Annotated in this window: 13 protein-coding genes and 1 riboswitch; of the genes, 3 read left to right on the top strand and 10 right to left on the bottom strand. The window is 29.9% G+C overall.

The genetic code is table 11. The features are described from left to right. Window positions 1-8: 8 nt before the first annotated feature. On the bottom strand, window positions 9-1,664 hold the full coding sequence (gene thiC / locus QEJ31_RS00785) for a phosphomethylpyrimidine synthase ThiC (RefSeq protein ID WP_280591871.1): 1,656 nt from the start codon (window positions 1,662-1,664) through the stop codon (window positions 9-11). Between the two features lie 152 nt (window positions 1,665-1,816). Next, window positions 1,817-1,923, bottom strand: a riboswitch (TPP riboswitch). A 36-nt stretch (window positions 1,924-1,959) separates the two neighbouring features. On the opposite strand from thiC, the gene thiD reads away from it, so the two are divergent. Both thiD and QEJ31_RS00775 read left to right on the top strand, forming a co-directional pair. Continuing rightward, a complete protein-coding gene (gene thiD, locus QEJ31_RS00780; RefSeq protein ID WP_280591868.1) occupies window positions 1,960-2,784 on the top strand; it encodes a bifunctional hydroxymethylpyrimidine kinase/phosphomethylpyrimidine kinase in 825 nt (274 codons plus the stop codon). A gap of 27 nt (window positions 2,785-2,811) precedes the next feature. Beyond that, window positions 2,812-3,501 (top strand): MBL fold metallo-hydrolase, encoded by a 690-nt coding sequence (locus QEJ31_RS00775; protein ID WP_280591866.1) that lies wholly within the window; start codon window positions 2,812-2,814, stop codon window positions 3,499-3,501. Between the two features lie 59 nt (window positions 3,502-3,560). Here the strand turns inward: QEJ31_RS00775 and QEJ31_RS00770 are convergent, their stop codons facing one another. Then, on the bottom strand, window positions 3,561-4,544 hold the full coding sequence (locus QEJ31_RS00770; RefSeq protein ID WP_280591864.1) for a fatty acid desaturase: 984 nt from the start codon (window positions 4,542-4,544) through the stop codon (window positions 3,561-3,563). A gap of 258 nt (window positions 4,545-4,802) precedes the next feature. Here QEJ31_RS00770 and QEJ31_RS00765 point away from each other — a divergent pair, with 258 nt between their 5' ends. After that, on the top strand, window positions 4,803-5,348 hold the full coding sequence (locus QEJ31_RS00765) for a GNAT family N-acetyltransferase (protein ID WP_280591862.1): 546 nt from the start codon (window positions 4,803-4,805) through the stop codon (window positions 5,346-5,348). A gap of 44 nt (window positions 5,349-5,392) precedes the next feature. Here QEJ31_RS00765 and QEJ31_RS00760 read toward each other — a convergent pair whose 3' ends face one another. The 8 genes from QEJ31_RS00760 to QEJ31_RS00725 all read right to left on the bottom strand — a co-directional run bounded on the left by QEJ31_RS00760 (window position 5,393) and on the right by QEJ31_RS00725 (window position 16,205). Further along, window positions 5,393-6,577, bottom strand: coding sequence for a hypothetical protein (locus tag QEJ31_RS00760; RefSeq protein WP_280591860.1), 1,185 nt, complete (start codon window positions 6,575-6,577; stop codon window positions 5,393-5,395). 152 nt (window positions 6,578-6,729) lie between these two features. Beyond that, window positions 6,730-8,631 carry a tRNA uridine-5-carboxymethylaminomethyl(34) synthesis enzyme MnmG gene (mnmG, locus tag QEJ31_RS00755; RefSeq protein ID WP_280591858.1) on the bottom strand — a complete coding sequence of 634 codons (1,902 nt, stop codon included), beginning with the start codon at window positions 8,629-8,631 and terminating at the stop codon, window positions 6,730-6,732. 204 nt (window positions 8,632-8,835) lie between these two features. Beyond that, entirely contained in the window at window positions 8,836-9,576 is a 741-nt protein-coding gene (locus tag QEJ31_RS00750) for an ABC transporter substrate-binding protein (RefSeq protein ID WP_280591855.1), read from the bottom strand. 305 nt (window positions 9,577-9,881) lie between these two features. Next, on the bottom strand, window positions 9,882-10,565 hold the full coding sequence (locus QEJ31_RS00745; RefSeq protein WP_280591853.1) for a cyclase family protein: 684 nt from the start codon (window positions 10,563-10,565) through the stop codon (window positions 9,882-9,884). Window positions 10,566-10,651: 86 nt separating this feature from the next. Next, a complete protein-coding gene (locus QEJ31_RS00740) occupies window positions 10,652-11,635 on the bottom strand; it encodes an ABC transporter substrate binding protein (RefSeq protein ID WP_280591851.1) in 984 nt (327 codons plus the stop codon). A 2-nt stretch (window positions 11,636-11,637) separates the two neighbouring features. Beyond that, on the bottom strand, window positions 11,638-13,521 hold the full coding sequence (locus QEJ31_RS00735) for a glycoside hydrolase family 15 protein (RefSeq protein WP_280591850.1): 1,884 nt from the start codon (window positions 13,519-13,521) through the stop codon (window positions 11,638-11,640). Then, a complete protein-coding gene (locus QEJ31_RS00730; RefSeq protein WP_280591849.1) occupies window positions 13,449-14,774 on the bottom strand; it encodes a glycoside hydrolase family 57 protein in 1,326 nt (441 codons plus the stop codon). Before QEJ31_RS00730 ends, QEJ31_RS00735 begins: the two co-directional genes overlap by 73 nt. A 12-nt stretch (window positions 14,775-14,786) precedes the next feature. Further along, a complete protein-coding gene (locus QEJ31_RS00725) occupies window positions 14,787-16,205 on the bottom strand; it encodes a glycosyltransferase (RefSeq protein ID WP_280591848.1) in 1,419 nt (472 codons plus the stop codon). Window positions 16,206-16,219 lie beyond the last annotated feature (14 nt).

The following is a 16,219-nucleotide window of genomic DNA, read 5'->3' as shown; positions in this document are numbered from 1 at the left end:
TTTATCCCTTACGTTTGATTTGAATTATAAATTTGGGAACTGATGCGCATAGAGCAAAAACGAGGTCCACACATAGAACAATATGGTGTATGCAGGTTTCTTTCTTCCGGTAAACTTTCATTATGATGATTTTTAGCTGTTTGCGGATCTAAAGCTAGGTTAAATTGATCTTCCCAATGAAAATTAAAACGCGCATAGGAGAGTGCATCATCCCAAGCTCTAGCAGCGGGATGACCTTTCGCTAAATCGGCAGCATGTGCTGCAATTTTATAAGCAATTAAACCTTGTTTTACATCATCTTTATTTGGTAAACCTAAATGTTCTTTTGGTGTAACATAACAAAGCATAGCGCAACCATACCAACCTATTTGTGCAGCACCTATGGCACTTGTAATGTGATCGTAGCCCGGAGCAAAATCTGTCGTAAGGGGCCCAAGAGTATAAAAAGGCGCTTCATGGCAGTGTTTTAATTGCATGTCCATATTTTCTTGGATTAAATGCATAGGAATGTGACCAGGTCCTTCAACCATCGTTTGCACATCTAAATTCCAAGCTTGTTTAGTTAATTCACCTAAAGTTTTTAATTCAGCAAATTGGGCTTCATCATTGGCATCTGCTATGGAACCAGGGCGTAAAGCGTCTCCTAAAGAAAATGAAATGTCGTAGTATCTCATAATTTCGCAGAGTTCATTAAAATGTGTGTAAAGAAAATTTTCTTTATGATGCTTTGTCATCCATCTAGCCATGATTGCTCCGCCTCGCGAAACAATTCCTGTCATTCTATTTTTTGTTAAAGAAACATAAGGTAATAAAATACCAGCATGAATTGTAAAATAGTCAACACCTTGTTCTGCTTGTTCTAAAATTGTTTCTTTAAATACTTCCCAATTCAAATCTTCAACAATTCCCCCAACTTTTTCTAATGCTTGATATAAAGGAACGGTACCAATGGGAACTGGTGAATTTCGAAGAATCCATTCTCGAGTTTCTTTTATATTTTTACCTGTTGAAAGATCCATTACGGTATCAGCACCCCAACGTAATGACCAAAGTAACTTTTCAATTTCTCCCTCAATCGAGGATTGAATAGCAGAATTTCCAATATTAGCATTTACTTTTGTATAAAAAGATCTTCCAATTATCATAGGTTCAAGCTCTGGATGGTTGATATTGGCAGGAATAATAGCTCGACCTTGTGCTATTTCGTTTCTTACAAATTCAGGGGTGATTTTTTTCGGCAAGGGTGAATTTGCTAAATTTTTATTTAATCTATTTTCTCTTTCTAAATTTTCTTTTCTTAAATGTAAATTTTGATTGGATTCACGAATTGCAACATATTCCATTTCTTCAGTTATAATTCCTCTTTTTGCATAAGCCATTTGCGTGGAGCATTGTTGAAAAGGTTTTCTATTTAATAGCCATTGTTTTCTTATTGGTAGAAGACCTTCGGAAATATTAATGTTAACGTCTTTATCTGAGTAAGCTCCTGCTGAATCATAAACGTATAAATGTTGTGGCTTATCTTTTTGTTTATTTCCCATTAAAGTAATTTCACGAAAAGGAACATTAACATCAGAAAATAAATTACTTTTTATATATTCTTTTTTACTTTGAGGTCTGTCTTTAAAAAGATCATACGCATTAATATTTGAAAATAACTCCATACTTGGATTCCTTTAAAATAAAAAATATTTTGAAATCCAGCAATAGAAATAGATTTTAAGTGAAAAAAATGTTTTATTACAAAATTGAGGAAACTGAAATTCCGTAAATAGGTGTATATATAAATTATGGAATTTTGGGAAAATATATGTTTTAACAATTCTTATCACTCTTCCTACGCTGGTATAATCCAGATCAGGTTCCAAGAGTCTAGCTAATTAAAGCAATCTCAGTCCAAAATGGACTCCCCTGGTGATCTCCGATGCACGTATAACTGTTCCATTGAAGGATGTCCAGATGCAAGAAAAAAATTTTGCTTTTAAAGAATACAAGCGTTTATTGACGATTGCGGGTTCCGATTGTAGTGGAGGGGCTGGTATTCAAGCTGACCTAAAAACATTTCAACATTTTGAATGTTATGGTATGAGTATTCTTACTGCATTAACTGCACAAAATACATTAGGGGTCACTTCTATTCATGAAATTCCTTCTGAATTTATTGCAGAACAATTTCATTCCATCTTAAATGATATAGGAACTGATGCGATAAAAATTGGAATGCTTTTTTCTGCAGATATCATTGATTGTGTTGTTAAATGTCTTAAAAAATATAATTGTTCAAATATAATTTTAGACCCTGTAATGTTATCAAAAAATAATTATGAATTAATCTCACCCGAAGCAATTTCTGCTTTAAAAAAAAATTTACTACCACAAGTTAATATTATTACCCCCAATATTCCTGAAGCTGAATATTTATTAGGGTATTCAATATCAACTAAAAATGACATGGAAAAGGCTGGCGAGGATCTTCTAAATTATGGAATGCAAGCAGTCATTATTAAAGGAGGGCATTTTTCATCGCAAGTTTTTAGTGCTGATTGTTTAGTTATGCAAGAAAAAAATAGAATAAAAAAAGTATGGCTTGAAACTGAAAGAATTAAAAGCCAAAATACGCATGGAACTGGTTGTACTTTTTCAGCTGCATTGGCGGTCCATTTGGCGAAAGAAGAAAATATAGAAAAAGCATTTTATTTAGCCAAAGAATATATTTTTCAATGTATCCAAAAAGGTTCTATGTATAAAATTGGAAAAGGGATAGGACCAGTTTGTCATTTTTAATTATTGTTACTTATTAGTGGGGAATGTATGAGTTTTATATTTAAGCAATTTAAAGATGAAGTAAGTTCAACTTATACTTATTTAACTGGAGATAGTAATGAAATTGCAATAATAGATTCAGTATTCGAAAATGTTGAAGAATATATCAAATTTATAGAAGAAAATAAATTAACACTTAAGTTTATTATTGAAACACATGTTCATGCCGATCATGTTACTGGAATTAATTTGCTCCAAAAAAAATATCCCGCAGCAATTGCTGTTATAAGTAATCAAGCTAATATTCAATATAAAGCTAAAAAAATGCAAGATAATGAAGAATTAATGGTCGGAAAAATTTCTCTAAAGGCTATACATACCCCAGGGCATACTAATGATTCTATGTCCTTATTAGTTGCTGATAATAGATTGTGCACAGGTGATTGTTTATTTATAGGATCATGTGGAAGGACTGATTTTCAACAAGGAAGCAATCAAGATATGTTTCTTTCATTAACGAAAATTAGTAAATTATCTTTAGATACTTTAATCTATCCTGGGCATGATTATAACAATCGTTATGTTTCTAACTTAAGGGAAGAACTATTGCAAAATAAAGTATTAAAATTGCTTCCTGATTATCCAAAGTTTTGTGCTGAACTTGATTCTTGGAAATTGCCTCCACCTAAAAAAATAAAAGAATCTGTTCCTGCAAATTTAAATGGCGGGTTGTTATAAAGTTGAATTTAAGTAAAGTTTAATATTATTACACAAAATAATAAAATATAAAAAATAAATTAATTTTTTATTTTATTAAAATAGTGCCCCATTATATTAAGTAAAGGTTTTTTCCTGTTTTTAATGGACCAAGTAATTTCATTATATACTCGGTTCTTTTCTATATTTGGATCTATTTTAATCATTTCATTGTGAATTTTTTTTAATTCATACCATGGAGCCCATGGTATATAATGATGGGCATTATGTAAATTAAAATTTAGCAATATGTAATTAGACCAAATTGGAATGCTTTTACATGAATGCGTAACAACTTGTTGTTCCCAATATGGTAGTGAACGATCTGTTTCGTTTAATAGCGGGGTTTCTGCATGATGTGGTCCATTTGCCAGTTCTTCTAAAAATAACAAGAAAAAAAATGCAGGAGCATAAATTTTAATAAATGAAAGAAAAAGATTTTGTTGAATAAGAAAAATAAAAAATAGAATATAAAAAATTATGTAAAGATATATAAAAAATATTTCTTTTTTAATTTCCTTTGAACTATTTAAGTTTTTTCTTTGGAGAAAAGCGTCTCTCCAAAGACCAATTCTGTCATTTAGGGCTAAAAGTGGAAGCCAACTGCGCCAAATGAATTCTAAAATTTTTCTTTGACGATGATTTATAACTGAAAATCTTTGAATGAGTCTTTTATTAGCAGGATCTCCTATAGGATGACCAGTCCAAGAATGGTGGAGTAAATGTGAGCGTTTGCGAGCTAGAAATGGCAAAAAAATGAGCCAACCTAAAACATGTGCAATGACTTCGCTTAGGATATTATTATTTACTATTTTATAATGAGTTGCCTCATGCAGTAACAAATAAATTTGTAGTAGGGCTAAAGTTAGAGTTAAAATTTTGATAGGAAAATAATAAAAATTGTCTTGGAAGTAAAAAGATATAAAAATTAATGTAATATTTAGTAATAATAGTAAAATATTTTGCCATTGAATTTTTTGAATCTTGAACTTAGCTTTACAAGAAACCCAGTCCATTTTGTTCATAGTTAACTCCTAAATTTTTTGAAATAAACATTCACTTTATAGTAGATAAAGATGTAAAAAAGAAGAAGGAGATAGAAAATTTTAATTTATTAAAATTATTTACAAGTTGAAATATATGTTAAAATAAAAAATATTTAATATTATTATAAAAAAAAATTAAATAATATAAATAAAAATAAAAAATTTTAAAATTTCTGGATGTCAATTTTTTTTGTGTTACATTATTTAAAATTTTTTTAACTTTATAAGGAGGAATTTATGCTTGTTGATCTGCATTTTGTGAATTTAAGTCATACGAAGTGTATTGATGAATTAATAGGTGGCCAAATTGAGGCCTTAGAAAATGCAGGAATAAAAGGAGTTATCTTTTCAAAAATTGACTATTTAGTTTATCCAGAAGCATATGCAGTTTTAGCATTTAACTCTGAGAAAAAATTAGTTGGTGGAGCTAGAATATATCAACGAAGTTTAGAAAAAGTATTACCACTAGAACATGATGAAAGTTATTTACCAGAGGAATTTAGAAAATACATTACAGAAAAAAAGAATTTTTTTGAATTAAGGGGTTTGTGGGTTGCCAAAGAGTATATTGGAAATGATCTTGGTAAGGAAATAACTAGAAAATGCATAGAAAATGCTTACAAATTAGGAGCTGCGGGTATTGTAGCTACTGGACAAAAACGAACATATGAATACTATGGAAAGTACTTTAATTTTGAAATTGATTCTAGAATACCTCCATTTCCATTTCCTGATAAACGATTTGAAACAGTAGTTGCTTTCCATAAAAAAGAAAATTGGTAGCAAGTAATCTATAAATACAATTATAAATTTAAGAGAAGATTATTTTATTTAAAAATATTAAACTTATGTTTTTTTTCTTCAATAAAATTTTTAGGATTTTGTTTTTGTTTATCTAATAATTTATTGGTAGTTCTTAATACTAACCCTCTGTCAGGAATTGGATTCCAATCTTTAAGATAATTTAGATTAAAATATTTTTCATTTTTTTCAATTATTTTCACAATTTTGTATCTATATATAGAATTGTATAGTTTTTGATTTTCAGTAAATATTTTTGGTAAAGAGTAAATAACTATTTTTCTTTCTTGCTGAATTTCATAAAAAGTTTTTATTTCATAAATATTAGTATCGAAAAATGTACTCATTATTTTATAATTCCAAAGATAACTAGAGAATAATTTATTAATAACCAAAAAAGCTAAATTGTTTTTTGCATCTGGGTAATAAATGTTGTAGTCATAAAAACCTCTATATGATAAATTAAAATTTCTAGGAAGAGAAATTGGGTCTTCTAATGCTATTTTTTTATGTAAATTAAAATCATCGTTAATTTTTAGTGATCTATTTTCTTTTAATTCATCTAGAAGAAGCTTAATTATTTTTAATTTATTTTTTGGAAAATTTATACCGTAGAATGTTTTTTCTAGAAGATATCTATCAAAATTAAATTGCATATCTATTCCATGGACAGAACCACAAATGATAAATATTTTTTTATATTGTTTATTTGAAATTACTTGATTTATAGTCTCAGAAAAATCATTACTTTTTAGGATTCTTTTTGTCATAATTGATCTTTTAGTAAAATCATCATCTTCGTCATTTGTAACGGGATTAAAATTTCGATTTGAATTGATTGATTTTTTATGCAACACAGCATTTTTTGCGTTTTCAATTCTTTCTTTTAAGTGATTTTGATGTTCCAAACCACGAATATCTATTCCAAAATAATAAAAAATCCATGAAAAAAATTGATGCGATGAAATAATTTCGGGAAGATGATTCGGTTTGTAATAATATCTTGGTAAACCTTCTAAAAATATACAGTATTCGCTGTAATCAATATTTTCATTTTCTGAAAAAAGATGCAAAAAATAATCGATAAGTATATTAAAAGCGGGTGAGCTTTCAGAATGACTTTCTCCTAATATAATAATATCATTATTTTTTACATAGTTGCAAAAATTTGTAAATGCTAATTTTCTTTGAATATCGATATTAGTAGTCAAAACCGCCTCCAAAAGTATCAAATTATTTATATTATAATATTGATAAATTCTAGCATTTTTTTTAATAATTAATATTTAATTTTATGTAACAATATGAGTGAATTTAATTAAAGATTAACGATGAATTGTAAATTATTTTCTGCTTAATTTTGTTAATTAGTAAAAATTTCATTAACAATTGGAGCTTTCTTTACAGCTCTTTCTCTATCTATCATAGTATGCAATAAAGTAACTGCTGCTGGTGTAATACCGCTGATTCTTGAAGCTTGACCTAAAGTGCTTGGGTTGTGCTTTTTTAATTTTTCAACGACTTCTCTAGATAAACCACTAACAGAATGATAATTAAATTCTTTAGGGATCCAAACATGATCAAAAGTTTTTAATTTATCACTTAAAACTTCTTCCCGTCTGATATAACCATCGTATTTAACTTCAATTTCTAAACATCTAAGAATTCTTAAATCAAAATCAGAAACTAAACCAGCTTCTTTTAAATTACGGATGTTTGTTTCTGGACGCTTTAAATAAGCTTCTAATGTAACGTTATTTGATAATTCTGGTAAACCAAATTCTGTTAATTTAGCGTTGAATTCAGGTGTAGGGTTTAACCAAATACTTTTAATTCGTGCTTTTTCAAATTCAATTTTGTCGATTCTCTCTTTAAATTCAGCAAAAATTGTATCGGAAATAAGCCCTAGTTCTTTTCCGTAATTGGTTAGGCGAGCTTCTGCATTATCTTCTCTTAATTTTAATCTATTTTCTGCACGACTTGTGAACATCCGGTAAGGTTCATTAGTACCTAATGTGGTAAGGTCATCTATCAAGACACCAATATAACTTTCAGCCCGACTTAGAATAAATGGCTTTTTATTTTGTGCTTTTAAAGCTGCATTAATTCCGGCAATTAAGCCTTGTGCAGCAGCTTCTTCGTAACCAGTAGTGCCATTTAGTTGTCCAGCAAAATACAAATTGCCAATTTTTTTAGTTTCTAAAGTTGGATGTAGTTCAGTAGGTTGAACATAATCATATTCAATTGCATATCCAGGTTTCATAATAACAACATTTTCAAATCCACGAATGGTTTTTAAAAAAGCTTCTTGAACATGAATAGGTAGACTTGTGCTGATTCCATTTGGATAAATTTCATGAGTTTGATAACCTTCTGGTTCTATAAAAATTTGATGGCTTAGTCTATCAGGAAATTTAACTACTTTATCTTCTATACTTGGGCAATAACGAGGACCTATGCCAGTAATAATTCCACTATATAGTGGAGATAAATGCATATGGCTCTTAATTACTTCATGAGTTTTTTCATTAGTATGAGTAATGTAACAGGGAACTAACTCTTGCGGCATGCTTTTAGTCCGCATGCTAAAAGGAACAAAATCAGGATCGCTGTCTTGTCTTTCTAATTTGCTAAAATCTATCGAACGGGCATCAAGTCTTGGTGTAGTCCCCGTTTTCATTCTTCCCACTTGAAAACCATAGTTTTTTAATGCTTCTGCGAGTTCAATGCTAGCAGGCTCTCCAGCTCTTCCCGCCGTGATTCTTCTTTCACCGATATGAATGAGACCATTTAGGAATGTTCCAGTAGTTAATACAACACAATTCGAATGAATAAGTTGATCAAGATTTGTTTTAACACCTTGCACTTGATCATTTTCAATGAGTAAAGATGCGACAGTGTCTTGTAATATATCAAGATTATCAGTATCTTCTAAAGTTTTGCGCATATAACTACGGTAAAGATCCATATCAGCTTGCGCACGGCTAGACCAAATAGCAGGTCCTTTGCTTTTATTTAAAATACGAAATTGGATACCAGTTTTATCGATGGCTGCACCCATTTCTCCGCCTAAAGCATCGATTTCTTTAACTAAATGACCTTTTGCGGTGCCGCCTATGGCAGGGTTGCATGACATTTGCCCGATGCGATCGATACTCATTGTTATGAGGAGTGTTTTTTGTTGCATACGGGCTGCCGCCAAAGCAGCTTCACAGCCTGCATGACCACCACCAACAACGACAACATCATATTTTAATGAACGCATTTTATGAACCTCTTACCAATCATTTGAACAGCTTGTTTCTTAAAAACAGGAAAATGCCTGAGCAGCTCCTTTTCTTACCCGTAAATCTGTTACCGTACAAGGGTTATTCAAAAGAGGGAAAAAGAAATAAAAAAGAATTTTTTATGGGGAAGGATAAAATTTGAGAGAGTAGGGAATGGGAGAATGGTGAAATTAATCTATATATTACCTATACTTGTCATATATTTTATTGACAAATCCTTCTTTTTTCATTTTGTCTAGAGCATCGTTTAATTTTTTAATTAAAGCGGCATCGAAATCCTTATTAAAAGCTGCATACATTTCAGTCTTTTTGAAGGTATAAAGTGGAACCACTTTGCCGGTCTTTTCGGTTTTAGCAATCCATGGGCCTAGTTGTGAGCCAGTAGCCCATAGGTCAATACGGCCAGCCTCAAGTTTCAATGCATTTTGTTTGTCGTTTGTTGCTAGTTGTAAGTTTTTACCTTTTTCAAACTTTTCTTTTAATAAAAACTCTGAAGTAGCATCACCATTGTAACCACCAACGGAATATTTTCTGGCATCGTCTAAACTATTTATTTTTATTGAGCTTCCTTTTTTTGCAAAAAACACCCAGTCATTTGAAACTAAAGGACCAACCCATTTAAATAAAGCTTCTCTTTCCGGTGTTCTTGTTGTGGAATAAACAACAGTGTCTTTTTCTTCCATACCCATTTTATAAGAGCGAGCCCAAGGAAAAAGTTCTAAGCTATATTCAATATTTTCTCTTTTTAATAGCTCTTTTAAAATATCAGTGGACATTCCAACTATTTTTCCACTTTCTTCCATATTAAAAGGAGGATAGTTTTCTGTAACTAATTTAATTTTAGTTGCTGCAAAAGTAACAGAATGAATGAACAAGGCTAAAAGAAAACTTAGTGGGTAAAAAACAAATTTTGAAATTTTCATAACTGTCCTTTCTTTCATTTAAAATTCGGTTTCAGTAATTCTAACATTTTTATTTTGATATTCATGAGTGAAAAAAAAATGACAGTTATTCGCATTTTCAGCATTTAGAACTTAGTACACTGTACTTTTCTTAAAATTAGATTAAAATATGCTTAAAATAAATAGATTTACTTAAAATTTAAAAAATTTCTTGCAATAATGAATTGCATTTTTGCAACTGAGGAAAAGAAATGTATTACTATCTTTTTAAATATTTACCAATTGTTCTTGCTTTGAGTGCAAATACTCTTGATATGGATTACATATTATTCATGTAGTGCTATCAGGCGAATAGGCGATTCTGTAGCGTTTGATAATTTAAGAGGCAAAACTAAAGTTTTTGCATTTATCTCAGGAATTAAACTTAAATTAGCAACATTTTCTAAGATAAATTTTCCGTTTTGCAGCATTTCTTGGTGAACTTCGAACATACTATTTCCGGCATCGGGAGATAAGGTATCGATACCTATTCCTGCAATATTTCTATCTACTAAATATTTTGCTGCTTCTGGGGAAATACTTGGAAATATTAAATTGTTTCGATACCTCTCGGCATTTTCCCAAAATTGATCCCATCCAGTATAAAAAAAAATTAAACTATTAGCTTTAATTGTGCCATATTTTTTTTCGAATGCATGAATATGCTGAAGACTGATTTTAAAATTTTCTTGCATAAAATGCGATAATTTAATGACATAAGTATCATAAAATGGCTGATCAATATTAAATTTATCTGCAGTCGTTAAATTTTTATTTAAATGATTTGGCAAATCAATATGTGTTCCAATTCCCATAGGGGTTTCTAAACACTGTATCTTAAATTTAGCGTCTGAATTTTCTGTTATAGATTCATAATGAGTTGTTAATTTAATAGAGACATTATCCCATGTGGGAGATTGTTCTGTGACAAGGTGCGATAAGTCAGTAATTTTTGCAGAAAAAAGATTCATTTAATTTCTCGTACAATTTTAGCTTTATTCTCAATACATAAACGCAGTTGTGTTTGTAGTAAAAAAATTAAATGAGGTCAATTCTATTAATCAACAAAGATAGTATCGTCTAGTATATCTTTCGGTAGAGTTATGTTTTTTGCTTTTAGTTCTGTTTTACTAAAAATAAATTTACCTTCTTGTAAAAATAAAGGATAAATTGAATTTGGTAATTTTTTTGGATCATTAAGTAATTGCAAAGCTATTTCAGCTGCAGCTTTGCCTTGACTTGCTCCTGTTAATACTAAACCTCCAATTGCTTTTTCTTTCCCTACAGCAAAATCCCAAAATGCAAATATTGGTTTTTTAGAGTTTTTTTCTGACCATTTTATAAGTTGTTCATGATCTACATATTTTTTATCTTCAAAGACAGAGTAATAAATACCTAATATTATGGCATCGTATTCTTTGTTCGCTTTACTAATAATTTTTTTCCAATCACTATATTGATCAATTAAAGCAATATCATAAGTAATATCTGAAATTGAAATAGATTTTTGATTATTAAAGAAATCTTTATCTATAATTTGAGATGTTCTTGATTTATCAAAAAGGATAAGCATTTTTTTGGCATTAGGTAATATTTTTTTAATATATGCAGCAGATCTTTTTATTAAAGGTCTTTCCAAAACACCAGTAACATATTTAGGTTCTTGAGAAAAATAAATTCTTGGATTGTCATTGATGCCTAAATAAACAGTTCTTATTTGATTTTGTTCTAAAGGAGGACCAACATACTTCAAAGCAGGATCATCTCCTACAACAACTAAAGTTGGGTTTATTTTTTCAATTAATGCCCATGCTTTTTTTCCCATGCCTTCATGTTCTGATGGTGGAAGAACTTTTGTATTCATTTCAAAAAACGTTAATTTATAATCTTTGCCTAAAATTTTCTTAATTTCATTTGCATAATCAACATCCCATTTTATATTTTGGGAATAACTTTCAACAACCACAATATCTTTTTCACCAGCAAAAGCATTTCCAATATTTAGGAAGAGAAAAAAAAGAATAGATAAAAATTTATGCATTCTTAATCCTTTGTTAAGTTAAAAATTTCATTTGCCCATAAGTAAAAAGCGTGACTCCAAGCTAATGGTACTATCCAAATAGGTTTTCCTGTTACTGAATCAACTTGTTCGGGAAAAAAGCCGGCTTCATTACTAAGATCAATGGATTTTTTAAAAATTTCCTCTGCTAATTCTTGCATTGATGGTTGAATTTTTGTTAATTCAAAAGCAGCAAGTGACATCCAAAATCCAGCTAAAACCCAGCTGTTACCTCCTATGTAGTGATCGTTCTCGTATCTTAAGGTTCCTATTTTAGTAGTTAGTTTATCATAACAAAATTCAAAAATAGAAATTTTTATGTCATCTTCAATTGGAAAATCATTAAATGGAAAAATACAAGACAATAATGAAATATCAGCTTGGAGGTCTCTGTTGCTATGAGGATCAACTGTCCGAGCAAATCGTTTTTGTTTTGCCACAAATAAGTAATGAAAACAAAAATTTTTACATATTTTTAAAGATTGTTGAATTTGCTCTGCAAGTTCTGGGAGTAATGAAACAGATCGAGATAAGGCAGAATATGCTGCTGCATGCGCATAGAAATGTAAGCCATAACATTCTTCCCATAAATCAAAACTATTTTGCAAAGATCCTTTTTCAGAAAAATCATGAATTAATTTTTGAGTACCTTTTTTAATTAATTCTAGAAGTAGAATGTTATTTTCATATTGTAAATATTCGATAGCTGCACAAATAACTAAACCCAGCTGGTCAGCCTGTAATTCACACCAACTCGGAGCTTTGTTTCCTTGAATATCATATCTTTGAAAATAGTCAGAATGATGATTTTGTGTTTTTGCTAAAAATAAAAGAATTTTTTTTGCCAAATCCAATTCCTTGCACTTTATTAAAGATAAAGCACAAAAAGCAGCATCCCTTGGCCAAACAAATCCATATCCTCCACTATGTTTGAAATCAGGATCGCATTCCGGAGCAGCTATTATACCACCGCTTGATTGATCAGTTAAAGATTGTAAAACATAAAGAGAAACAGTTTTAAGATAGTTTCTTTTTTCTTGAAAGTTCAAATTTTTTAGTTTTAAATTAGAGTTCTTCTGTAACTTTTCTATTGTTTCATTCACTTCTTTTTCTAAGGCATTATTATCAAAATATAATGAAAGTCTATATTCCAATTCTTCTTGATTTTTGCCAAAACCATAAAAAATTGTTACTTTACCTTCGTAGTAATTGTCATTTGATCTGGTAAAAACAAATGGCTGTGTGCAAGCAGCGGCATATACTTTTCCCATTTCAATTCTTCTAAACTTATTTGGTTCTAGTAAAAAATGATCAACTATTTCACCAAGGGTTGAAAAACTGTTACTTTGAATAGCCCTTACAGCTTGAAAGTGGGAATAAAAAGAACCATTACATGCTCCAATTCCTACCCAAATATCTTTAGAATAAGCAAAAATCATATCTTCGCCTGTTTCTGTATATACTGATTGAAATCTTTTTTCAGAGCAAATATTCCAAGATGAAAGTAACCATAAATTAATTTTACAACTACTTAATTCTTTCGGAACAGTCAATTCCCATTTTTCAACAACAGATTCATGAACAGCTAATGTTTTTTTCTTTACAACTGCACCAAAAAACTTTGGATGCTTAACTTCCCAACTTGAAATTACAATTTTTTCATCTGGACAAAATTGAATTTGCAGCTGATCTCTTAATGGATCTAGCCAAATACTTTCTCCATTAATAGCAAAACCACAAATTGCAAATTCAAGATGAGAATGTCTACTATCTTTATAAGGCCAAAAGAGTCCTTTTAGTTGGCCGTCTTCTCCAAGGCAGGCGAGAAGTTTTTCTGAGGCTGTGATACTGGAGTAGTTTTCTCGCATACTGAAATATCTCCCGCAGCATGTCGATGAATATTTCTTTCATAACTTTTAATTTTAGCTTGGTAAAGTTTGTTACATTTGCATTCTAAATCTTCCAATATATTTACATAATCAAGGTAGGCTTCATATGGACTGTCAAAAGGACTGAAATACTTATGAACATCTCCATCATTAGACCATTTGATACACATATAGTAAAAGTGATCACTAGTTAAAAGTTTCCGCCATTCTTCTAAAATTTGTGGATCGTTAAGTGCATAAACCTGAGATTTTAGTTTATAAGCTTTTTGAATGGCATCTTCTTGAATTCTGTTACCTAACCATGCAGAAATATCTCTTTCAGTATCAGCCCAACTCAGAGGTCTATCAACACTCATGGAAGCTCTTGATTGAAATTTAGCTGCTACTTCAGATACAGTTAAAAATTCAAATCTTTGATCATGAGTCATATTCGTTATAAAATGCTCTAAAAATTCAAAAATACCTGTTTCAGCCCATTGGTGTTCCCCAAATGTTTCATAGTCCATAAATAAACCAACAAATTCATGACTTCCATCGAGCAGTTTCTCAAACCAAATTTTATATTTGTCTGCGGTTAATGGCCATTCTGCCCAAGCTCTATTTGAAAAACGAAATGCAAGATCGTCAGATAGTTTATAGCTTTTTGGCAACAATTTTAAATTGTGATTTTCGGGATGATGAAAAACATGGTGCGGATTCCAACCATCAGGAAGAAAGGGATCCCAACCTTCCAACAGACAAATATTAAAGCCCGAATTGGAAACTAAATTTCCAATTCTATTTGAATAGATTAATTCTGTATTTCTAAAAGTTGTTGGTACTTTAGAAAATAGCTCAAATATTTTTTGTTTTTGTCTATCTACTTGTGCATAAAATTCCTCTTCATCATATAAGGAAGCTAAGCTATGATGTGAAGTTTCACAAATAATTTCTGTATTAGGGAGACTTAAAATATCTTGATACAGTTCAAGAAGTTTTTTATCATACAATTCACATTGCTCAAGGAATGTACCAGACATTGAAAATGAAATTTTGAAATTTTCAGGAAAGTTTTTTAATAACGATGCAAATAGTAATCCAGCGGGCCAGTAGCATTTTTTTGCTACTTTTTGGAATATTTGTTCATTTGATTCAGAATTAAAATAAGGCTTATGTTTATTTATTTCTTTTATTCGATAATGATTAATTCTAAAAGGCTGATGTACTTCAAAATAAAAGCATATTGCAACCATTTAACTTTCCTTTCAATTAATTTCTTTATAAGCTTCAAGCAAAATTTTTGCTGAATTTAACCAAGTTCGATTATCAAGATCTTTTAGTGAATTTTCTATCATTTCAGATCTTACTGACTGGTACTTTAATAAACTGATAATTCTATCTGCTATAAGATCTGTATCCCAAAAATCAACTTTTAATGCATGATTTAATACTTCAGAAACACCAGATTGTTTTGAAATAACTACTGGAATATTTTGAGCAATAGCTTCAAGCGCAACAATTCCAAAAGGTTCTGAAACACTTGGCATAATAAAAATATCTGAGTCTTGTAATGTCTTTTGAACACCTTGAGCATTTAAAAAACCTTCAAATTGAAAATGTTTATCTATTCCTAATTCCCAAGTTAATTGTTTCATTGCAGGCAATAAATCTCCAGTTCCTACAACTTTAAATATAACATTTGGATTAAATTTTAAAACCTTTTCTGCTGCAAATACAAAATAAGAAGGTCCTTTTTGAAAAGTTATTCTTCCAACAAAAGTTACTACCGGCAGTTTTGCATTTGTTACATTATGTAAAGTGTTTTCTGGATCACTACTATTAATTAAATGTTGACTATTATTAGCATTATAAACAACTTTAATTTTATCGGCAGGAGTATGAAATTTATCAACAATTAAATGTTTAGTAAATTCTGAAACAGTTATTACTAAATCAGATAATTGAATTCCTATTTGTTCAATTTGTAAAATTTCTTTATTATTATCGATTTCACCAGAACGATCCAATTCTGTTGAATGAATATGTACAACAAGAGGAATATTATAAATTTCTTTAATCATTTTTGCTGCAGTAAATGACATCCAGTCATGTGCATGTATGACTTGATAGTCAGCGTCTTTTTCTAAAATATCAAGTGCAAGTAAACCTAAAATGTAACATTTTTCATTAACATTACAGTTAGCTGAAAAATTATAATTTATTTTATCCTTTTTTTCAAAATTATTATTGCTATTTAATTTTAATTCATGAAGATAATTTTGATATTCATTAAATTTTAATTTTACGATATTTTTTTCTTTACTAGTAAGCTCTTTTTTATTTATTACATAATTATAATGGGAATTTAATGTTTCAATAGATTTTTTTTCAACTATTTCTGAAATTTCTTTATAGGTTTCATTTAGTGAAGATTCTATATTTAGTTTTGTATTACTTAATGAAATATCTATGTTATTATTATCTTTATTTTTTGCAATATCAAAAGGATTTTCTGGACTAACAATTGTGAGATTTTTTGTTTGCAAACGATGAGGATAATTTGGTAAAACTAAAGTTATTTTATGCCCCATAGAAATGAGTGCTTGCACTAAACCTTCCGTTGCTGTACCTAAACCACCAGATATTACTGGAGGATATTCCCAACCTAACATTAGTATTTTCATAATTCACCACTAAA

Origin of the sequence: Pigmentibacter sp. JX0631 (genome assembly GCF_029873255.1) — a bacterium.
Taxonomy (GTDB): domain Bacteria; phylum Bdellovibrionota_B; class Oligoflexia; order Silvanigrellales; family Silvanigrellaceae; genus Silvanigrella.
The sequence above is the reverse complement of the archived record's forward strand: the minus strand, read 5'-3'. Positions and strand labels throughout refer to the sequence as shown.